At 43.4% G+C, this 21,121-nt stretch carries 19 protein-coding genes; all 19 read left to right on the forward strand.

Annotated elements, in window-relative coordinates:
• Positions 1–430 precede the first annotated feature (430 nt).
• The 19 genes from ABI430_03360 to ABI430_03450 all read left to right on the forward strand — a co-directional run bounded on the left by ABI430_03360 (position 431) and on the right by ABI430_03450 (position 21,114).
• The gene (locus ABI430_03360; GenBank protein MEO8637911.1) at positions 431–2,365 is read left to right on the forward strand and encodes a UvrD-helicase domain-containing protein; all 1,935 of its coding nucleotides are present in this window, start codon (positions 431–433) and stop codon (positions 2,363–2,365) included.
• 159 nt (positions 2,366–2,524) lie between these two features.
• Positions 2,525–3,316 carry a 16S rRNA (adenine(1518)-N(6)/adenine(1519)-N(6))-dimethyltransferase RsmA gene (gene rsmA, locus ABI430_03365; protein MEO8637912.1) on the forward strand — a complete coding sequence of 264 codons (792 nt, stop codon included), beginning with the start codon at positions 2,525–2,527 and terminating at the stop codon, positions 3,314–3,316.
• 133 nt (positions 3,317–3,449) lie between these two features.
• Positions 3,450–4,187 carry a peptidoglycan-binding protein gene (locus ABI430_03370; GenBank protein MEO8637913.1) on the forward strand — a complete coding sequence of 246 codons (738 nt, stop codon included), beginning with the start codon at positions 3,450–3,452 and terminating at the stop codon, positions 4,185–4,187.
• A gap of 1 nt (position 4,188) precedes the next feature.
• Positions 4,189–4,572: a hypothetical protein gene (locus ABI430_03375; GenBank protein MEO8637914.1), complete on the forward strand. Its 384-nt coding sequence runs from the start codon at positions 4,189–4,191 to the stop codon at positions 4,570–4,572.
• Positions 4,573–4,668: 96 nt separating this feature from the next.
• Positions 4,669–5,640, forward strand: a complete 972-nt coding sequence (locus tag ABI430_03380) for a hypothetical protein (protein ID MEO8637915.1) — start codon at positions 4,669–4,671, stop codon at positions 5,638–5,640.
• A 65-nt stretch (positions 5,641–5,705) separates the two neighbouring features.
• The gene (locus ABI430_03385; GenBank protein ID MEO8637916.1) at positions 5,706–6,062 is read left to right on the forward strand and encodes a four helix bundle protein; all 357 of its coding nucleotides are present in this window, start codon (positions 5,706–5,708) and stop codon (positions 6,060–6,062) included.
• 63 nt (positions 6,063–6,125) lie between these two features.
• Complete coding sequence (locus ABI430_03390; protein MEO8637917.1) at positions 6,126–7,070, forward strand: hypothetical protein; 945 nt, start codon at positions 6,126–6,128, stop codon at positions 7,068–7,070.
• A 69-nt stretch (positions 7,071–7,139) separates the two neighbouring features.
• Complete coding sequence (locus tag ABI430_03395) at positions 7,140–10,001, forward strand: DMT family transporter (GenBank protein MEO8637918.1); 2,862 nt, start codon at positions 7,140–7,142, stop codon at positions 9,999–10,001.
• Between the two features lie 18 nt (positions 10,002–10,019).
• A complete protein-coding gene (locus tag ABI430_03400; GenBank protein ID MEO8637919.1) occupies positions 10,020–10,817 on the forward strand; it encodes a hypothetical protein in 798 nt (265 codons plus the stop codon).
• 48 nt (positions 10,818–10,865) lie between these two features.
• A complete protein-coding gene (locus tag ABI430_03405) occupies positions 10,866–11,237 on the forward strand; it encodes a four helix bundle protein (GenBank protein MEO8637920.1) in 372 nt (123 codons plus the stop codon).
• Positions 11,238–11,260: 23 nt separating this feature from the next.
• On the forward strand, positions 11,261–11,713 hold the full coding sequence (locus tag ABI430_03410; protein ID MEO8637921.1) for a PrgI family protein: 453 nt from the start codon (positions 11,261–11,263) through the stop codon (positions 11,711–11,713).
• A gap of 143 nt (positions 11,714–11,856) precedes the next feature.
• A complete protein-coding gene (locus ABI430_03415; protein MEO8637922.1) occupies positions 11,857–12,501 on the forward strand; it encodes a hypothetical protein in 645 nt (214 codons plus the stop codon).
• A 105-nt stretch (positions 12,502–12,606) separates the two neighbouring features.
• Positions 12,607–12,963 carry a four helix bundle protein gene (locus tag ABI430_03420; protein MEO8637923.1) on the forward strand — a complete coding sequence of 119 codons (357 nt, stop codon included), beginning with the start codon at positions 12,607–12,609 and terminating at the stop codon, positions 12,961–12,963.
• Positions 12,964–13,005: 42 nt separating this feature from the next.
• Positions 13,006–16,806, forward strand: coding sequence for an LAGLIDADG family homing endonuclease (locus ABI430_03425; GenBank protein MEO8637924.1), 3,801 nt, complete (start codon positions 13,006–13,008; stop codon positions 16,804–16,806).
• Positions 16,807–16,979: 173 nt separating this feature from the next.
• Positions 16,980–17,744, forward strand: a complete 765-nt coding sequence (locus ABI430_03430; protein MEO8637925.1) for a hypothetical protein — start codon at positions 16,980–16,982, stop codon at positions 17,742–17,744.
• A gap of 207 nt (positions 17,745–17,951) precedes the next feature.
• Positions 17,952–18,890, forward strand: coding sequence for a hypothetical protein (locus tag ABI430_03435; GenBank protein ID MEO8637926.1), 939 nt, complete (start codon positions 17,952–17,954; stop codon positions 18,888–18,890).
• Between the two features lie 3 nt (positions 18,891–18,893).
• A complete protein-coding gene (locus tag ABI430_03440) occupies positions 18,894–19,358 on the forward strand; it encodes a hypothetical protein (protein MEO8637927.1) in 465 nt (154 codons plus the stop codon).
• Between the two features lie 15 nt (positions 19,359–19,373).
• Positions 19,374–20,723, forward strand: a complete 1,350-nt coding sequence (locus ABI430_03445) for a hypothetical protein (GenBank protein ID MEO8637928.1) — start codon at positions 19,374–19,376, stop codon at positions 20,721–20,723.
• A gap of 25 nt (positions 20,724–20,748) precedes the next feature.
• Positions 20,749–21,114: a four helix bundle protein gene (locus ABI430_03450; protein ID MEO8637929.1), complete on the forward strand. Its 366-nt coding sequence runs from the start codon at positions 20,749–20,751 to the stop codon at positions 21,112–21,114.
• Positions 21,115–21,121: the final 7 nt, after the last annotated feature.

Here is a 21,121-nt window from a genome sequence, read left to right on the forward strand (position 1 = left end):
GAAATAGACGATTTGCAGCAGAATTTTGGACATTTCGGCTGGCAAGCTTTATTTACCCTCATATCCTGCGGTTAGATTATGAACAGGCTCTAAGACAACAAGACGGCATCAAAACGCGAAAAAAACGCATTAGGGTAATTTTACCCCAACCAAAGTCAAAGTCAAACGACAAAAGCGTCCTGTGGATAACATGTCGCTCGTATTTCCGTTTACAAAGCACGCATAAAATCTTGCTAGATTTTTGCTCCGCTCGGCTCGCCAGCCTGCGCGAGGCTTTGTAAACGAAAATATTCGCTCCATACGCTTATGACAACTCCGATACTATCAGTTGGTAACAAACAATTTGAAAATCAGGAAGCTCGCTTCCTTTCCCAAAAGCTAAAACCTAATAGCTAACAGCTAATAGCTTTTCCGTGCTATATTTCTCCGCATGTCCCACCATCTCGACGAACTAAATTTCGAGCAAAAAGAAGCTGTTTGTCACACTGAAGGCCCCCTCCTCGTGATCGCGGGCGCTGGAGCAGGAAAGACTAAAGCGATCACCCATCGCATCCTGCATTTGATAAAACAAGGAGTGCCTCCACACGCCATTTTAGCTATCACATTCACCAACAAAGCGGCAAAAGAGATGCGCGACCGCGTAAGCGCTCTGTTAAAAAACGACAAAGAGCTCAACCTTCCTATCTCTTTTGAGGAAAGGCCGTTCGTTTCCACATTCCATGCGCTCGGAGTGCACATCATCAAAGAAAATGCCGGAGCTTTAGGATTGACGCGATATTTCACAATCTTCGATAGAAACGACTCTCTTCGGGCGGTCAAAGAGGCATTGCAAAGCGCCGATTTGGACCCGAAGCAGTTCGAACCGGGTAAAATCTTGAGGATAATATCAAAAGAAAAAGGCAACTTCGTGACAGAAGAAATGTACGAGGAAACTGTTGGCAATTCATACTTCCCGCGGATTGTATCTCTCGTATGGAAGAAATATGAAGACACCTTGCGCAAAGAAAAAGCGCTGGACTTCGACGATCTCCTTCTAAAAACCGCGCTCCTTCTTAAAAATAAGCCTGGAGTGAGAGAGCGCTATCAAACTATCTGGAAATACATCCACATCGATGAATACCAGGACACAAACCGCGTGCAGTACGAAATCGCGAGACTTCTTTCCGAAAAATATCGGAACCTCTGCGTAGTAGGAGACGCCGACCAAAATATTTACTCGTTTAGAGGTGCGGATATCAAAAATATTCTGGATTTTGAGAAAGACTATCCCGACGCTCGGACGATTCTACTCGAGCAAAACTATCGCTCAACCCAAAACATCCTCCACTCCGCAAACACCGTCATCAAAAAGAACAAGAGAAGAAAGGAGAAAAACCTCTACACCAAAAATGGAGAGGGAGAGAAGCTCACGCTCTTCGAAGGATATGACGAAGTCGAGGAAGCCCACTTCATAGCTCAAAAAGCCAAAGAACTCGGAGCGAAAGGCGTTTCTCTTGAAGAAATTGCTGTTCTATTTAGGGCAAATTTCCAATCACGCATCCTTGAAGAAGCTTTTCTCTCCCACACCGTGCCTTACCAAGTCTTGGGAGTGCGATTTTTCGAGAGAAAGGAAATTAAAGATGTTCTCTCTTACATTCGCGCGTCGTTAAACCCCGATGCTCTTTCTGATATAAAAAGAATTATAAACAGCCCTCCCCGAGGCTTGGGCAAAGTAACGCTCATTAAAATTTTTGCAAACCGCGAGGCAGACCTTCCCGCAGGTGCGAGAGCGAAAGTCGCGCAGTTTAAAAATCTTCTTTTAAAAATAAAAGAGGAAATCGAAAAGTTGAAGCCAGCCGATTTGATTAAGTTCGTCATAAAAGAAAGCGGGCTCGAGGAGAGTCTGAAGAAGGGTGGCGATGATGATTTGGAAAGACTTGAGAACCTACGCGAGCTTGTAACCGTGGCCACGAAGTACCATTATTTGCCCCTCCAAGAAGGAATCGAGAAACTCCTTGAAGAAGCGGCGCTCGCCTCGGACCAGGACGAGCTTGCAGAGAGGAAAAATGGAGTGAAACTCATGACCGTGCATGCGTCCAAAGGATTGGAGTTCGAATATGTGTTTATTACCGGCCTCGAAGAAGACCTTTTTCCCCACAGAAAAATTACCGAGGATGATGTAAGCGAGGAAGCGGGGGAAGAAGAGAGGCGACTCTTCTACGTCGCCTTGACCCGAGCCAAGAAAAAAGTGTATCTTACGTTCGCAGGCATTCGCACTATCTTCGGCTCAAAACACATGAATATTCCTTCTGAATTTCTGGGGGACTTAGACGAATCGCTCTTGGAAACCGAGGAAGGGGAGTTTTTGAAAGAAATCAGGTTTTGAGAGTACCGATGCGAATATACGAATTGTTCCCGCCCGTACCGAAACGCTACGTTCGGGCGGGCGAATGCAACAAATGGAATTTAATTCCTTTATTCGCATCATTCGCATATATTCGTTGATTAGCATCGAGGTAATTTTTCTTTAGTCATCATCACAATCATGTTTTACGCCAAGAAATCTCTCGGTCAAAATTTTCTCAAATCAAAAGAAGCGCTTCGAACGATAATCGGGGCGGCGGAATTGGAAGCGGGGGAGACCGTGCTTGAAGTAGGCCCCGGAAGAGGCGCGCTCACCGAAGGGCTACTGGATTCCGGCGCTCACGTTATCGCAGTCGAAAAAGACGACCGGATGATGGAATTTCTCAAGGACAAATTCTCCAACGAAGTCGGAACTGGCCAACTAATCTTAGTCAATGAGGACATTCTGAAATTCAACCCATCTTCTTTTAAGCTAACAGCTAATAGCTATAAGCTAATAGCTAATCTGCCCTACTACATCACAGGCATCTTTCTCCGCACTTTTCTGTCTTGTGACAATCAGCCTTCCCGAATGGTCCTCATGCTCCAGAAGGAAGTGGCAAAAAGGATAGTGGCGCAGGACAAAAAAGAAAGCATACTTTCCATTTCAGTCAAAGCATATGGCATTCCTAAATATGTGATGACCGTTCAAAAGAAATATTTTTCTCCTGTACCCAATGTTGATTCGGCAATTTTACAAATAGATTCAATTTCTAAAACTTTCTTTATAGATATTGATGAAGACAATTTTTTCTCAGTCATAAAAAAAGCCTTCTCCCAAAAGAGAAAGAAGGTGATAAGCAACATCGACTATCCAAAAGACAGACTCGAGAAAATTTTCACTGACTTAGGTTTGAACCTGAACTCCCGGGCAGAAGACCTCTCCCTCTCCGACTGGAAAAACATCATTCTCCGCCTCAAATCTCTCGACTAAATGTCAAGGTTTAACCTTGACATGATTTTATCAAGGCCCGACCTTGATATTTTCGCTTCAAGGAGACTCCTTGGAGTGTAAAATGTAGGTTGGTGTTACCGGTGAATACAAAATGATATACTGGAGATACTCTATGAATATTTTTTTCAATCGAAAATTTGCAGTTACAATTATTCTCCTCGGCATTTGCGCTTCAGAGCCTGTCCTCGCACAAACAAATCTTTCGTCTTTCCAATTTTTCAATAACCTTTCATATGGAAGCAGGGGAGCAGACGTATTGGCGCTTCAACAACAACTAAATAGCGACCCAGATACTAATGTCGCCCAAATAGGTCCTGGTTCAACTGGTTTTGAAACAGAATATTTCGGACCTGCAACACATCAGGCCGTCATTCGATTTCAAAACAAATATAGCGCAGAAATACTCGTGCCAGCTGGACTTGTAGGCGGAAGTGGATTTGTGGGACCATTGACGCGCGCAAAACTAAACAGTCTCGGCACTAATATCCTACCCCCGCTTACCATTTCACCTTCGCCAACGCCTGAAGTATTTCCCACAAACATTCCTGTAATCAAGGAAATTAGTCCCCTCCAAGGACCCGATGGAACAGAGATAACCATAATTGGAGAAAACTTTACACCCCTAAACGATGTCGTAACTACATACAAAACCTACTCAGATGTACCGTCTTTTGATGGAAAAACAATTCAATTCATCTTCAGTAATCCTCCATTCGAAGAACTGCAAAGAATTAGAAATAAGGGAGAAAATATTCCTGATTTGGACATTCCTCTCTACGTGAGTGTCAATAACAAAAATGGCGAAAGCGTGGATGCGGCTCTTTTTACCATTCAAATAAAGAAAAACTAAAATGAATAAAAGAAACATCTTCGCAATCATTTTAAGTGTACTGATTATATGCGGAGCGTTATTTTTCAATGAGAAAAAAACGAGCGCCCAAGCTGGCGTTATGAATCTTATTGGCGGAAAGATTACCTATATAAAATATTGTTGTAACGGGCTCATACTTACTGTAAGTGGTTCAAATAGTGGTAACTTTTTTATAAGCTGGGCTGACATTGCAAACCCAAAAGTTAACTATCTTTACAAAAATGTTTACGTTGGGATGAGTCAAAATACCGTAGGACAAGCGTTCCGTGTCGCGTTCTGCGTTGATATTGAAGCTGAATGCGAAGATGCTGACCCGGTCCAAGGCGGTACTATACTTTTGATAGGAACTTCACTTAGACAGTAAAATTGGCTTCACGTCCCTTCCAGACATAAGAAAAAAAACTGTATACGAAGTCTTTCCCTACTTTCCGCCGGTAATTTTTGTTATACTTCTAATACTTTGAAGCGTAGACATTTCAAAATTGTCGCGGCGATTATTTTTTCTCTTCTCCTTTTGACCGGAGTTTTGTTCGCGTCGAGAAAAAAAGAGTTTAAGACAAGTCAAGACGTGGTCGTCAAAAGCCAAAACACGAAATCCGCCTCCCAAGCGGAGCTCGATTCCGACAATGACGGCCTCATGGACTGGGAAGAGACGCTCTGGAACGCAGACCCCAAAAATCCGGACACCGACGGCGATGGCACAAGCGATAACATAGAAGTTAAATCGGGAAGAAACCCTATTGTTCCCGGACCAAACGATTCCTTAGCGCAAAAAGCGAACACTGCTTCCGAAGAAGCGGAAGTAGCCCAGCAAGAATTAACCCCAACAGGCGAGCTGGGAATAGAGCTCTTTCAGAAATATATGATTTTGAAGAATTCAGGAGCAACCATGGACGAGACGACGATAACTGAACTGGTAAATGGCATACTTCAAGAAAAGGGGACGATAACAGAGGACCAGTATACGAGTTCCGACATCCATGTGGGAAACTCCGACAATGAAAACGCCTATTTTTCATACGGAAACAGCCTAGGTCAAATGATAATCGATAGTCCACCACAGACAGAAAACGAGCTTTTGATCCTTCAGCGCTTTGCAGATAGTGGGGATAAAAGTGAACTCCCGAAATTAGACCCTTTTATCGCTTCATTTAAGGCCACTTTGCAATCCGAACTAAGCATGGACGTGCCACGTTCTGCTTTGAGCCTTCATGTAGAGTTTGTAAACGCAACTGCGGAGGTTCTGGGGTCCCTACAAGCAATGCGGAAAGCGGCCCAAGACGAATTTGAACTCCTAATATTGTTGAATGGACATCTTTCCTCCGCAACACGTCTTCGCGACTCAATTCTTTCCTTGCAAGAATATTTTAATGACAGAAAAGTGATATTCACAGATAAAGACGCTGGATATAGCTTCATGTATGGGATATAATGGCATGGAACATGCGATACGGGAGAAGAATGTAACATGTAACATGTAACGTAAGAAAAAAAGAAATGGAAGAGAAGAAAAAAGATTTTCACGATAGACTGAAACAGCTCATGGATCAATATGTTAACAAAGTTTATGACTGCACAAATAATTTTCCTCGAGATGAACTATTTGGACTCACGTCGCAATTGAAAAGATCATCTCTTTCCGTGATTTTAAATTATATAGAAGGATTTGCGAGACAAAGAGATAAAGTTCTTAAAAATTTCCTTGAAACTTCTTACGGTTCTCTCAAAGAAAGCAAGTATTTGATATATTTTTCGTTCAAAAGAAAACTGATAAAAGAAAAAGAGTATAACGAACTAGTGGAAATGGCCGAGGAAATAGGGAAAATGTTGTGGGGTATCCTCATTAAGCTTTGATTTCATTCGTTCTATCTTAATCATGTTATATGTTACAAGTTACATGTTACACACTCCGCCACTGTGACCAATAAATTCACACATTTATCAAGACACACTGCTTTTTTTCTGATTGTCTCCATCATCGGAGTCTCTGTTCTCGCTCCCTATCAAAAAGCAGAAGCTGTGGGAAGCGGAGTTCAGGGCTGTATATCAAGTCTTATAATCGCAATCGGAATTGATAAACTGAAACAAAACATAAAAGGGAAGGTTACTGGAGCAATAGGTGGCGTACTATCAAATGCTGTGCCTATATCAAACGCAGGCATTGACGTTACAGCAGAACAAACGAGCGACCTTCGAGAAAAGGAGCTGGTTCAAAATACTGCTATCCGCAAATGCATCAACGCCTTCACACAAGAAATTACCAATAGCATTGTGGTCTGGATTAACAACGGATTTGAAGGAAGTCCGACATTTATTGAGAATCCAGGAGAATTTTTTGGAGACCTTGCCGACCAGACGGCCGGATTTTTCATCGAAGGAGCGGGGCTAGACTTTCTTTGTAGCCCCTTCAAACTCGACATTCAAATTGGATTGCGAAATTCTTACAGTGGCAGAGACGACTATCGTTCCTACTGCACGCCATCTCGAATCGCGCAGGTGGCAAAATACACGAGCGATGACTTCAACGACGTCGGTTGGGACGGTTGGCTTGACCTCACCACGCATGATGAAAACAACGTCTACGGCTCCTGGGTGTCCGCAAACAACAGCATGAACAACGCCATAAATTCCCGCGTAAATACAGAATTGAAAAAATTGGACTGGGGAAACGGCTTTCATTCAATTACCGATTCAGAAACCGGGCTCATAACGACCCCGGGGTCAATCATCGTCAAACAGGCAGACAGAGCGCTCGGTAGTAACCTAGCGACACTCGAGACCGCTAAAGAGATTGACGATATTCTTTCAGCTCTCTTGAATCAACTCATGAACCAAGTGATATCGAAGGGGTTGAAGAGGTGAGCATGTAACACAAAACTTGTAACATGTAACATTTAACATGAGAGGAGAGAGATACATAGGAAAAAACTGATGGCAAAAAAATTCTTATCATACATATTAATATCGGCAGTAATTTTCCAAGGAGTCTTTGGGGCTTTTGGGGTGGAAAAGTCATTTGCTCAAGGAGCCCCAGAAAAAATAACTACAATTAAGAACCGTCTTCATGAAATTGAGATGGAAAAGTCAGCACTTACCACCCCGGATGAACGTGGTGCGACGAGAACTTTTGAAGAATCGCAAGCTCAGCTAAAACGTCTCAGCACAGAGGAAACTAATTTAAAAAAACAACTTGGGCAATTAGAGAATGCGGACACGAAAAACCGGGAGTGTTTCACATGGTTGCGTGGAATGAATATTGATGTATGCATCCAATGGGGTTTGCAATTGATAGGAAATATTATCCTCCAGATAATGGCTATTTTCCTCTGGCTTGCCGGGCTTTTGCTCAATTTGACACTTGAAGTCACGCTCGTAAATATGAAGGGAACCCTTGCAAATATAAGCGCAATAAACACTGCTTGGATGACTATCAGAGACCTTGCCAATATGTTTTTCATTTTTGCCCTGCTCTATATTGCAATAAGAACCATTCTTGGAATAGCAGGAGGGGAAACAAAAAAACTCCTGGCTCACCTAATTATTGCCGCACTTCTTATCAACTTCAGTCTGTTTTTCACCAAAGTTATTGTTGACGGCTCGAATATTTTGGCGTATGGGTTTTATAAAAATATGCCGGGAGTGGGGAATTTCGGAAATGCAGCGGTAGGAACTACTGGCACAACTGTTGGTGGAAAAAAATTCAGCGGTATGTCTGGCTCTATTATGGGAAGCTTGAAACTTCAATCCATTTATGATGCGACGAGCAAAACTCCGAGCGGAGTTGGTTCTCAAGCGGCAAATATATATAGTTCGACAGGTCTTTTCTTGTTCGCCACATTGGGAGGATCGGTCTTTATCATCATTACTACTATTGTTTTTCTCGTAACCGCCTTCCTTTTTGTTATTCGATTTGTTCTCCTCATTATCCTCATGATTCTCTCGCCACTCGCATTTGTGGGCATGGTCTTGCCCGGTTTTTCAGAACATTCCAAAAAGTGGTGGGACACTCTTCTGGGACAGGCGATATTTGCTCCGGCTTTGATGATGATGATATGGGTAACGCTTAAAGTTGCGGGGGGAATTAAAACGGCTGTCGGCGCAAACGCTGACTCCGGGTTCGCCGGCGTTTTGTGGGCAAATGCGCAAGCTAGTTTCGGCATTGTGCTCAATTTTGCAATCATTATCTGTATGATGATTGCCTCGCTTATCATTGCCAAGAAAATCGGCGAAGCGGGAGGCCACGGGCTTATGCAGTATGCCGATAGATTCCAGGGTTTCTTGGGAAGAAACGCAGTCAGAGCTACCGGCATCCGAACATTGAACGAAAAATTCGAAGAAAGTAAGTTTGGGAGAACTCCTTTTGGAAACGCTCTTAGAGAATACACGACCGGCGCGCTTACAGAGACTAAATGGCAAGGCACAATGTCAGCTCAAGAGGGCTATGAAGAGGCGAAAAGATTCAAAGCTGAAAGAGAAGATATTGATGTTAAGAATGACGTTGTAGGCCTCACCCAATCCTTTAAAAATGCAGATGCAGAATATGAAGCTGCAAAGCTCAAAGGTGATGACGACACGATGGCAGTAAAAGCGAAGGAAAAAGATGAGTATGTAAAATTAATGCAGAGGAAACTCTCGAGAATAGACCCACATGATTTTGCCGAAGTCATTCCTAAGCATCTCTTTAATGATGCAAATTTCATGCGAAACGCGACGACAGGTCAAGTCCAAGCAGTCATGGACGGAGATCGGCTAGAAACAGACGAAAAAGAACACATGATAGCTGCGAGAAACAAACATATCACATCTGCATTCGATAAATTAGAGGAAAGACGATTGCAATATAAGGAGTTGGAGCAAAAATTTTCAAAGACGACAACAGAGGCGGAGGGGCAGGCGGTACTCGCTGAAATTGCGAAAAATTTTAAGGGCGGAAAAGCACCCGACATGAGTTCCGAGTTTCCCGAAATACACAAAGAAATGCGCGCCGCAGACCTTAAGGATGTTGAACTGCTCTATTGGTCTAACCCGGAAGAGTTTATGAAAAGAGGACTTTCGTCTTATCGATATGGCATTATCCAAGGAATGAGAGAAAGTAGCATGGTGGGTAAGGCAGATTCCGACCACATTAGAGACTTGAAGCCATATGATTTTGTGGATGCGACAGATAGTTTGAAAGGCATAGACGCTCTTCTAATTAACATCAGAGATGCTGATGGAAAAATTAATCATGAGGCAGAAAAAATTAATGATGACCTGAAAGAAGGTCTAAGAAAAATATATAAAGATGCCTATCACGCCGGAGAAGACCTGGAAAAACTATTTGTGGGAACACACGATGTTGCGGACAGAACGGGAAAAACTCATACGCTTAAATTCAACAAAAAATTCCAAGATTTTGGAGAAAAAAATCTTACAGACGCAGTTTCTGGAAAAACGTACGAAGAGATGAGAAAGTTTAGAAATTGGCTTCGAAATGATCCGAACATCGGTCGAAAATTGTCTCGTTCTCACGCTGTTTGGATTCAAAGACAGGATAAAGATGACGTTGAACAGGTCGTCAACCACCTCCTAATCGAAGAGTGGAGACAGGAACAGGGAATGAGTAAAATGAGCGCAGAAAATGATGAATTCTTGAAATGGATAAGGTCTGATGCAAAAGAAGCACAAAGCTTTATGGAAGGAAACTACACTTATAAATTTAAATTGAAGGATGGAACTGAGATAACACGCGGAATAAACCGCCCCCCAGCCAGACCAACACCGCCGGGAACAGCAGCAGGCACCACTCCATAAAAAGGGTAAAATAAAAAAATGAAAAAAGAAATTTTACTAGACAAAATATTAGCGACACTTCCTGATAAACTCAGAGGACAATCTGATTATGATTTAGTATTTCGCATAAGCGAAGTATGCCAGGACTACGATCTCTCATTTGGAGAGGTAGATGAACTTTTTGGCGAGGCCTGCAATATTCTCACAGGTGTTTCTAATATGAGTACTCTGTCCGATAGAGTAAACATCCTCCTCAACCCTGAAAACAAAAAAAGTGCAGAAAAAATTACCAAGGAGATAGTGAAAATCATTGAGAAATTGAAATCGGATCTTGGAGATAAATTTCCACTTCCTATGCCTGTTGGAGAAATTCTAACGGAAACCCACGTCAAAAATCGACCGAGCGATGGGGGGCCGAAAAAAGAAAACGACTTGGATAGAGATAGCATTCTAAAAGGAATCGAAAATCCGGAGAAGGTGGTGGAGGGTAGGGAGATAGCGGGAGAGGAGATGATTACTCCCGTAAGACCTCCTTTGCCCGCACAAGTGGGAGTGCCTTACACACTCTCCAATCCTACTCCCAAAGGAGGAGTAGAGGTGCGGCCGGATATGAGACCGGAGGAGATTTACCCACAGGTGCAGAAGGTGAGTGAAGCTGTTAGGTTTAAGGTGTCAGGTGTCAGCAATGAAAAAAGAGAAGAAAGAGTAGTTGGGAGTATTATTGACCAAAAAATGAGCGGTATTACCGCATTGCCACATAAAGAGGAAGTGATACAGCCCGCGAGACCTATTCAGAAGTCGTATGAAAGGGACCCGTATAGGGAGCAGACGAAGTGATAGGTGTTAGCTATTAGCTATTAGCTGTTAGGTTTTAGCTTTTAGAATATGATAAACTCATATAAGGACCTCATAGTCTGGCAGAAATCTGTTTTGCTATCAGTAAAAATATATGAAATCACAGAAAATTTCCCTAGAGAAGAAATATTCGGTTTAACTTCTCAAATGAGAAGATCCTCGGTATCTATTGCTTCTAACATTGCAGAAGGTAGGGGAAGAGGCACAAGAAAAGATTTCTCACAATTTCTTAGAATCGCGTTCGGTTCTTGTTCAGAGCTTCAAACACAAATTGAAATTGCAAAACAGTTACCAAAAACTAAGAAATTCAATTACTTTGAAGTAGAGAACCTACTCATGGAAATTTCTAAAATGTTAAATAGTATTATCACCAAGCTCCAAGTTACTAAACCTAACAGCTAACACCTAATAGCTAAAAGCTTCTTATGAGATTTCAGGTGCCACAATTCGTAAACGTCGAAGATAAGATATTCGGGCCATTCACCCTGAAGCAATTCATCTACCTCGCCGGAGGAGCGGGCATGGCGTATATTTTCTATGCACTCCTCCACATGGTTCTTCCTTTTATCGTTTCCATTATCATGGTAATCCCAGTTGTTGCTCTCGCCTTAGCGCTTGCCTTTTTTCCAAGGGAACGCTACGGAAAGCCATTCGTAGAAGTAATGGAAAATGCTCTTCGATACTTTGTTGGCGAAAAACTCTACATCTGGAAAAAAGAAGAGAAAAAAATCATTCCTAAAGAAAAAAAAGCCGAGGAAGCGCTTCTCTTTGTCCCCAAACTGGGCGAAAGCAAGCTCAAAGACCTCACCTGGAACCTCGATACCAAAGAGGTGCTGAATCCGGGAACGAAAGAGACGATGGAGCGAAAGAGTATGTAACACATAACATGTAACATGTGCGTCTGAAAAGATATTAATTCTCTTACGTTACACGCTACACGTTACACGTTACACGTTACAAACTATTGTCGCCCCCAACGAGCGAACAAGAGTAAATCTCATGTGATATACTGTAATCACAAATGCCACAAATACTCAAATCCAAAGCGTCGCAAGATTTTATTCCCGTGAAAGAAATCCGCGATAATATTATGGTCCTCAAAGACGGAGGGTTGCGCGCGCTTATCATGACTTCTTCCATAAACTTCGCCCTAAAGTCCGCCGAAAACCAGGAGGCGATTATTTTCCAATTTCAGACGTTCCTAAACTCGCTTGATTTTTCGGTACAGATATTCATGGAGTCGCGAAGACTTGATATTCGCCCCTATATCGCCCTTCTTGAAGCGCGAAACAAAGAACAGCAGGGCGACCTTCTGAAGCTCCAGACTCGCGAGTACATAGCATTCGTAAAAAATTTCACCGACAAGGTGAGCATTATGACCAAAACATTCTTCGTCGTCGTGCCCTACTCTCCCGGGGCTCTTCAGGGGAAAGAGATGTTCAAGAAAAAATGGTTTCCAAAAAGAGGGTCTGTCGAAGAAGTGAAGCAAAAATCGGACAGTTTCGAGGAAAGCCGAACCCAGCTTCAGCAGAGAGTGTCGGTGGTTGAGCAGGGGCTTACTCGTTCGGGCATTCGTGTGGTGCAGTTGGGAACGGAAGAGATTGTGGAGCTTTTCTACAAGATATTCAATCCGGGAGAAACAGAGAAGCCAATCCAACTAAATTGACACAAAACAACGAGCGAAGCGACTATGTTTTGTGTCAATTTAGTTGGATGTGTAGCGTGTAACGTATAACATGTAACGTCTGAGAAGAGGGTAACTTAGAAAGAAATGGAGCAGAAGAAAAAAACTTTTCATGAGGAGCTGAAGGAATTGATGGATGAATATGTGAACAAGGTCTATGACTGCACAAAAAACTTTCCGAAAGATGAGATATTTGGTTTAACATCGCAATTAAAAAGATCTGCCTTGTCAGTCATTTTAAACTACATTGAAGGGTATGCTCGGCAAAGAGACAAGGTGTTGAAAAACTTTTTGGAAACTTCGTACGGATCACTTAAAGAAAGCAAGTATTTGATATATTTTTCATTCAAAAGAGGTTATATGAAAGAAAAAGAGTATAATGAACTCATTGTTTTATCGGAACGAATAGGAAAAATGCTTTGGGGAACATTATCGGGTCTCTAATTTTCTTACGTTACACGTTACACGTTACACGCTACACATATTATGGGACTCTTAAGCAAGCTATTTGGAAAAAAAGAAAACAAGGAAATGCGTCCGCAAACGGTCGCTTCTATTTTGCCACAGGAAATCTACGAGTCTGGAGCGCTCGAACTTAAGGACGTCATCGCTCCATCGGCAGTCAAAGTGGGTCCACGAGAGTTGAACCTCGGGGAGAAAATAGTGCGAACGTTCTTCGTCATTTCGTACCCGCGTTTTCTCTCCGAAGGCTGGTTCTCGCCAATCATCAACCTCGACAAAATTTTCGACATCTCTATTTTCGTCCATCCGATAGAAACGGCGACGGTCCTGAAGCAATTCCAAAAGAAAGTGGCGGAGGTTCAGAGCCAGATTCACGATAGGGAGCGCAAGGGGCTCGTGCGCGACCCGATGCTCGATACCGCCTACCAGGACCTTGAAAATCTGCGAGACAGCCTCCAGCAAGCTCAAGAAAAGTTGTTCGACGTCGGTTTGTATATTTCAATCTATGGCTCAACCATTGAAGAGCTCGATAAAATCGAATCGGAGATCAAATCCATCCTTGAGGCCAAGCTTGTGTATCTCCGACCGGCTCTTTTCCAGCAGGAACAAGGGTACAAGAGCGTCCTTCCCATTTGCACAGACAACCTCATGGTGCATTCGAAGATGAATTCCTCACCGCTCTCCTCACTTTTCCCATTTATCTCTTTCGACCTCACGAGCGACAAGGGAATACTCTACGGCATCAACCGCCACAACTCGAGCCTGGTTTTGTTTGACAGATTTTCACTTGAGAACTACAACTCGATTTGTTTCGCAAAATCGGGAAGCGGTAAAAGCATTTTAGGACATGAACCAGTGCTTGTCCGCAAAGAGGGAACCGTGAGTCTTATGCCGATAGGAGAAATTGTGGAAAAATTGATTGAAGAAAAGGGAGCCACGCCTATCGACCATGAAATGGAAGGAGTGATAGACCCCGATCTTGAAGTCTGGAGCTTTAACAAGTCTTACAGTGGAGAATGGAGCAAGGTAAGTGTTGCGGCAAGAAAAGATGCCCCAGAAAAACTCTATCGTTTCAAAACTCGAAGCGGACGCTCCATAGAAACAACAGGAGACCATAATATGCTTATTTTGCGAGATGGTGAAATCGAAGTGTTAAAGAGTACTGAAGTGGTTAAAGGCGAATATCTTCCGCTTTCGAGAAATGTGAAAAGAAGCGAAGAAAAAGAATTTTCCCTAAATCTGTTTGAACTGTTGAAGAACAGACCATTGTATATCATCGGCGGAAATGAAATCGTATCGTCAAATTATGCATTCCTGCATAAAAAGATAATTGACGCCACCAATGACAAGTATCTTCATCTTTACTCGAAAAAAAGAAGAATTCCACTCCAATATTTTCTAAAAATACTCGCACAATTAGAGATTTCCCTCAATGATGCCCGCCTTTCTTCCTGCATCTTCACTACATCTAATGGAATAAGTCGTCTTTCGTCAAAAATTCCTGTGTCTTCGGAGCTTGGGCGAGTTTTAGGATACCTTGTTTCGGAGGGAACCATTTCGGAGAATATTGCTATCGTAACCAATATTGACCTAGATATACTCCGTGACGTCGAAAAGTGCCTCGAAAAAATAGGCGTTTGCGCATTTAGCACGCCTAACTCAATAAGAAGTGGCGACCAGACGTTTGTCGCCCTCTTATCCGCGCTCGGTATGAAAGAAAAGTCGGGAACAAAACGAATTCCCTCTGTGATTTTCGAAGCGGGAAAAGAAGTGCAGGCAAATTTCTTGAAAGCATACTTTGAGGGAGATGGGGGAGTGGACGGCGCTCAAGTGACGGCTGTTTCAAAGTCAAAAATGCTCGTTTCAGATCTTGCCTATCTTCTGAATTTTTTCGGCATCATCGCTAGAATTTCTCCAAGAAAAAAACAAATTCCCGGAAAAGGAATGGGAGATTATTATCAGCTCTCGATATCAGGACAAGAAAATCTGGATAAATTCAGAGCGCAGATTGGCTTCGTTTCAGAGAGAAAAAATTCAGCTCTTCTTGGCTTAAAGAAAAACGCCAACACCAATGTTGATGTCATTCCCGGGCTTGGCAACATTTTCAAGGAACTGGAATTGCTTTTAGGCAACTCGATCAGAGTCCATGAAAATAACAGCGATTTCCATGCAGTAAAGCGCGAAATATATCATCCTTCCCGAGAAAAGCTTCGAGAGATTGTGGAAAATGTATCTAAGACACTCCAAACGATTGAGACGAAAGCTGAATTGTTCGCGGAGCTTTCTCATTTGCCTACCATAGAAAGTCTATTGGAGCTTGCCGACAAAAACAAAAAAATCAACGAGCTCCTTTGGCAAGAACTCGGTTCTAGCTGGCCTACAATACGAAATGGCATGAAACCGAGAGTGGCAAATGCCTTGAAGGCGTTTAGCGTAGCAAAAATGCCCTGTCCCTCTGCTGACTCTCTAAAACAGCTTCTGGATGAAGGATTTGCATTTTTGAGAGAAGACATGAAAGCTTTTTCTCCTTCTCTCCGGCCAGCACTTCGGGAAAAACCCGAAGAAAATACTTCTTACGCAATGCTTCAGACTGCCTCCTCGTTCCTTTCTGCAAGATATGCGTCGCTTCAAAAAAATATCCCTAAAGCAAAGGAAATTCTTGCAAAACTTGAACAGCTTATTTCTTCTGACCTCTTTTTTGATGAAATTGTAGAAATTGAGGAATATAAAAATACTTCGGAAAAATATGTATACGACCTCACTGTGGACAACGAAGTATTCTTTGCGGGCTATGGAGGCCTTTTTGTCCACAATTCCTATTCCGTAAAACTCGAAATTATCCGAACGCTTATGTTTGACACAGAAGTTATTGTCCTCGACCCCGAGCGCGAGTACGAGTATTTGTCGCAGGCAATGGGTGGAAAATATTTCAACATCTCGCTCAATTCTCCCCACCATATCAACCCGTTCGATTTGCCGATACCGAGGGAAGGGGAGTCCGGGTCCGACGTCCTACGCTCAAACATCATCAACCTTGTGGGAATTTTCCGAATCATGCTTGGAGGCCTCACCCCGGAAGAGGATGCCATCATTGACAGGGCAATCGCTGAAACCTACTCATTAAAAGACATCAACGCCGACTCGGATTTTTCAAATATTGAGCCTCCGCTTCTCTCCGACTTCGAGCTCGTGCTTGCAGGAATGCAGGGAGGAGATTCTCTCGTTCAGAGACTAACGAAATATACGCGCGGAACCTGGGCAGGATTTTTGAACCGTCCGACAAACGTCGATATCAACAACAAGTTCATTGTGTTTTCGCTTCGAGACATGGAAGACGAGCTCAAGCCCGTGGCCATGTACATCGTTACTCACTACATTTGGAATGCGGTGCGTAAAAATTTGAAGAAGAGACTGCTGGTCATTGACGAGGCGTGGTGGATGATGAAGTCGGAAGACACCGCGTCATTTCTCCTTTCTCTCGCGAAACGCGGAAGAAAATACTATCTCGGGCTTGCCACTATTACCCAGGACGTGGACGATTTCTTGAAATCACCTTACGGACTGCCTATTCTCACTAACTCCTCGATTCAGATTCTTTTGAAACAGTCACAAACCTCGATAGACAAACTCCAGAGCATATTCAATCTCACGGAAGAAGAAAAATATCTACTTTTGGAGTCCGATGTAGGGGAAGGTCTTTTCTTTGTCGGATTGAAGCACGTGGCGATTAAAATTATTGCATCCTACACCGAAGACCAAATCATCACTTCCGACCCATCGCAAATTCTCGCGATCAAAAAAGCGAAAGACGAGTTAAACATGTAACACGAAACATATAACATGTAGCACAAAAAAAGAAAATTCTTTCTTATGTTACAGGTTACATGCTACACGTTGCATCTTCATCCATGCCTATTTCTTCCACAACCCCCGCACCAGCCTCCTCCATGCCCTCTCGTGGTGCTGTGCCTCCAAGAATCGGGACGAGCGGTAGGCCCATGGCAGAACCTGGGGAAGTACCGCCTGTAATTGGGCAAGAGGGAAAGCCAAAAGCAAATCAAGCAAAAAAGGCGCCGGCAAAAAAAAGTAAGCATAAAATAGGGAATCTTGAATGGGGGTTAGTTCTCACTGCGACTATTATTTGTGACGCCGTCCAAATTGTTCTAGATTTTTTTGTCATAGGAGCAATAATTAATAGGTTCATCGATATAGCGGTAGGAATGATTCTCCCTATTTATTTTTATCTGCGAGGTGTGAAAATGACGTCCAAAAAAATATGGAGCATGATTGGAGCTTTCGTTGGAGAGTTCATACCTGTGGTTGACGCCCTTCCTCTTTGGAGTTTGGATGTAGCTCTCATCATGGCGTGGGAAAAAGCGGAAGAGAAAGCCGAGGGCACGGGCCTCGGTAAAGTGATGGAGGTGGCCGCAAATCGTGATTTGAAAAGAGAATCCGCCCCCCAGGGCGCCGTGCCTCCAAGAATTGGGGCGAGCGGACGCCCTATGGCAGAAACCGGTCAGACTCCTCCAGTGATTGAAAAAAGCGAGGAACAACAAAGGGGTACTCCGGAAATGGAAGAGAATGCATCGCAAATTAGAGCCAAAATTTCACCTCAAGATGGAGGTGGGTCTACGCCACCGCCAATTCCAAGAAATCCCTCTCCCACAGCGGAGAAACCCTCAAACAATGTAGTTGATCTTCGCAACAATCCGCAACATGAACGTGTGGAGGGCTCTCGAGGAAAGTACAAAGAATCAGTCTAGGTGTTTCGAAAGAGAAGATGTGGTAAAATAGTTAAGAACCCTTTACGAATAGGGCATGCGAATAAAATTCTGATGACTCTATTCGTTTCATTCGCATAATTCGTATATTAGCATCGATGTTTTATGGCAAATATTTCTAGATATATAAGTGCAATACTATTGACAGTATTATTCCCCGCGTCATTTTGCCTTGCTCAAAGTTTGCAATTGCCAGAGAGCTCTGACTTGCTCGCGGTTACTATGATTCCCTCCGTGCCTGCTCCCGGCGATTTTGTGACGGTTGACCTTCAGAGCTATCAGAACGACCTCAATAAAGCCACTATCTCATGGACCCTGAATAAGGGAGCGCCTCAAACGGCGAGAGGACTGAAGCATTTTGAATTTAGCGTTGGAGGTGTTGGGTCGGTTACCACGCTTCTCATACGCATCCAAACCTACGAGGGGGAAACGATTTCAAGAAACATTTCCATCCGTCCCGGAAATATTGACCTGCTTTGGGAAGCCTCCACTTACGCTCCGCCCCTTTATCCGGGCAAGACGCTTTACACTCCGCAGTCGGATGTAAAAATCGTCGCCATGCCGAACTTGGTGGACGAGCGGGGAGTAAAAATAGATTCAAAAGATTTGATTTTTGAATGGAAATTGAACGGAAAACTGCTTCAGGATTCTTCCGGCTTCGGCAAAGATGTAATCTTCGTAACAGGCCCGAGCGTAATAAAGACGATGGTAATCGACGTCGTCGCTTCCTCGCTTTCAGGAAACACAAAAGCAAAGGGAAATCTGTCTTTGAACGAAACCAGCCCCTTTGTTCTGTTCTACGAAAATAATCCGCTTTTGGGAACATTCTACGAGAAGGCGCTCCCTTCTGAATTCACCCTTGCAGGGAAAGAAATCACCCTTACAGCCGTACCGTTCTTTTTCTCAACCTTGAAAAGAGATTCAAACATCTTCTACTCATGGACCTTAAATGGGAACGTAGTACCCGAAGAGACAAGAAGCGCGATTACCTTGAGAAAGGACACACAGGAAGCAGGGGAGTCGGCAATTGGTCTGGAGGTGAAAAGCGTGGGGAAAATCTTTCAGTTTTCGAGGAATTCTTTATTAATGAAATTCGGAGAAACAGTTGCGCCGTCGGCAACTTTTTAATGTATGAGTAGCCTAAGAAAAAAAACAATTCTTCTTTCTTTCATAATCCCGATTTTTATTCTTATGGGAGTCGTTTTCAGTATTTCTCCAAATATTAGTCATGCGGAGTCCCCGGAACCTCAACCAGCCACTGGCTACCAGCCTCTCGCTCCCTTACCTCCACAATTTTTCCCCGGTCAAGGCGCGGATAAGTACCTACTGCCGAGCTATCTTTCTGGAATGTTCAAAATCCTAATAGCGGTTTCAGGGCTTCTCGCCGTTGTGATGATTGTAATCGGCGGAATCGAGTATATGTCCACGGACGCCATAAGCGGAAAGAGCGAGGGCAAGGAGAAAATAACGAACGCCGTTTTAGGTCTTCTCCTCGCATTAGTCTCATGGCTTATTCTCTACACCATCAACCCGAAGCTCCTTGAGTTTAATCTGAACGCAACAAATCCGGTCGCTCCGGAGCCGGCTAAAAAATAAAATTGACCAAATACAATGCCCCCACAAAAAAGTAAACTTAAAATCGTCATCATTGCCATATTGATTTTGGTGATTATTGGATTTATCGCCTACTACTTTTTCTTCGGAAGAAACAAAGGAAGCGTGTCGGTAGTGCCCGCAAACGACAGCCAAGTCACATTCACCATCGGCAATCAAGACATTGGCATCAATCAAGGAACAGGGGTCTCGACTTCAACCAGTGCCAACACTTCTTCCGGCCAGACGATTGTGACGGGGAGCGGCATAATTCCAAAGCTTCGCAAAATAAGCGCGAATCCGGTTGCAGGCGCCATCGCTAAAAAAATAGTGGTTGATACAAAAGTGAGCACTATCGTGCGATACATCGAGCGCGCCACCGGCAACGTGTATGAGACGGACACGAACTCATGGAATCTGAAAAGAATTTCAAATACCACTATTCCAAAAATCGTCGAGGCGATTTGGGGGAAAGACGCAAATTCGCTCTACATCCGAAGAATCCTTGACGGCACCGAGGACATCGAGACCTATTACGCGAGGTTGAGGCCCGGAACTACGACAAAAATTCTCTCCTTAGGCGCCACAGAGGAAGAAGTCGTTAACCCCGACTCACTCATGACCCTCGAGGGGGTATACCTTCCGCGAAATATTGAAGAGTTATCAATTAATAACGCCGGAAATAAACTATTTTATTTCACGGAGAAAGTCGGCAGGGGAGTAGGCGTCGTTTCGGATGTAAACGGGCTTAAAGGGGTAGAGGTTTTCAATTCGCCTCTATCGGACTTCCAAATTTCTTGGCCAAAAGAAGATACGCTCACCTTTACAACGAGGCCCTCCGGAGTGGAAGATGGGTTCTTCTACTTTGGAAATAGCGGTGGCGCGAAATTGCAAAAATTGTTCGGTAACATTTTAGGTTTGACCACACTCACGAGTCCTAATGCTCAAATGGTTCTCTTAGGGGAAAGCAGTGGTAATGGATATAACCTAGGGCTTTTCGATGTAAAGAAGAAAACACGGGAGCCTTTGAGCCTTAACACCCTTCCTGAAAAATGCGTGTGGAGCGCCTTAAACCTCTCTCTCATCTACTGTGCGGTGCCTAGCGTCTTGCCTCTGGCGTTGTACCCCGATAGCTGGTATCAAGGACTTGTTTCTTTCTCGGACGAAATCTGGAGAATAAATACTGAAACGGGCGAGAACAAGCTCATTGCAAAGCCCAAAGATCTCTCCGGAGGAGACGAAGTTGACGCAACTAAACTGTTTCTCGACCCTGACGAAAATTACCTCTTCTTCACAAACAAAAAAAATAGCTCCTTCTGGAGCTTGAAGCTAAGCGAGAGTGTCGCAACGACCTCCGCCACTGAATAACAAATAACTGAATGACTGAATAACCATGAAGAAGTTCCGATTTATCGAGTGGCAAGTGTATATTGATTCGAAACAATTATTTTCTCTTTTGGTAAAAGTAGTTAAAAAATTACCGAAAGAATACAGATACGAAATAGGTAGTCAGATTGTAAGAGCAGGACTTTCTGTAACACTAAACATTGCTGAAGGGAGCGGGAAGCATTCTGATGCTGAATTGAATCGATATTTTGATATAGCGCTCGGTTCTCTTTTTGAATCTTTTGCGGCAGTGGATGTACTTCGAGATATAACGTTAGTTGATGCTGTCGTTTTTGCAGAAATCGAAACACTTGCTGTAAGTATTTCAGATCAATTGGGAGGTTTCAAAAAATCTATCCGTTCTTCTTCTTGATTTTGTT

Source organism: Candidatus Taylorbacteria bacterium (assembly GCA_039934295.1).
Classification (GTDB): domain Bacteria; phylum Patescibacteriota; class Minisyncoccia; order Phycocordibacterales; family HO2-43-120; genus HO2-43-120.

Bases quoted from the DNA above. Each gene is read 5' to 3' on its own strand.
- ABI430_03360 (MEO8637911.1), top strand. From the start codon at position 431: ATGTCCCACCATCTCGACGAACTAAATTTCGAGCAAAAAGAAGCTGTT.
- rsmA (MEO8637912.1), top strand. From the start codon at position 2,525: ATGTTTTACGCCAAGAAATCTCTCGGTCAAAATTTTCTCAAATCAAAA.
- ABI430_03370 (MEO8637913.1), top strand. From the start codon at position 3,450: ATGAATATTTTTTTCAATCGAAAATTTGCAGTTACAATTATTCTCCTC.
- ABI430_03375 (MEO8637914.1), top strand. From the start codon at position 4,189: ATGAATAAAAGAAACATCTTCGCAATCATTTTAAGTGTACTGATTATA.
- ABI430_03385 (MEO8637916.1), top strand. From the start codon at position 5,706: ATGGAAGAGAAGAAAAAAGATTTTCACGATAGACTGAAACAGCTCATG.
- ABI430_03395 (MEO8637918.1), top strand. From the start codon at position 7,140: ATGGCAAAAAAATTCTTATCATACATATTAATATCGGCAGTAATTTTC.
- ABI430_03400 (MEO8637919.1), top strand. From the start codon at position 10,020: ATGAAAAAAGAAATTTTACTAGACAAAATATTAGCGACACTTCCTGAT.
- ABI430_03405 (MEO8637920.1), top strand. From the start codon at position 10,866: ATGATAAACTCATATAAGGACCTCATAGTCTGGCAGAAATCTGTTTTG.
- ABI430_03410 (MEO8637921.1), top strand. From the start codon at position 11,261: ATGAGATTTCAGGTGCCACAATTCGTAAACGTCGAAGATAAGATATTC.
- ABI430_03415 (MEO8637922.1), top strand. From the start codon at position 11,857: ATGCCACAAATACTCAAATCCAAAGCGTCGCAAGATTTTATTCCCGTG.
- ABI430_03420 (MEO8637923.1), top strand. From the start codon at position 12,607: ATGGAGCAGAAGAAAAAAACTTTTCATGAGGAGCTGAAGGAATTGATG.
- ABI430_03425 (MEO8637924.1), top strand. From the start codon at position 13,006: ATGGGACTCTTAAGCAAGCTATTTGGAAAAAAAGAAAACAAGGAAATG.
- ABI430_03430 (MEO8637925.1), top strand. From the start codon at position 16,980: ATGGCAGAACCTGGGGAAGTACCGCCTGTAATTGGGCAAGAGGGAAAG.
- ABI430_03440 (MEO8637927.1), top strand. From the start codon at position 18,894: ATGAGTAGCCTAAGAAAAAAAACAATTCTTCTTTCTTTCATAATCCCG.
- ABI430_03445 (MEO8637928.1), top strand. From the start codon at position 19,374: ATGCCCCCACAAAAAAGTAAACTTAAAATCGTCATCATTGCCATATTG.
- ABI430_03450 (MEO8637929.1), top strand. From the start codon at position 20,749: ATGAAGAAGTTCCGATTTATCGAGTGGCAAGTGTATATTGATTCGAAA.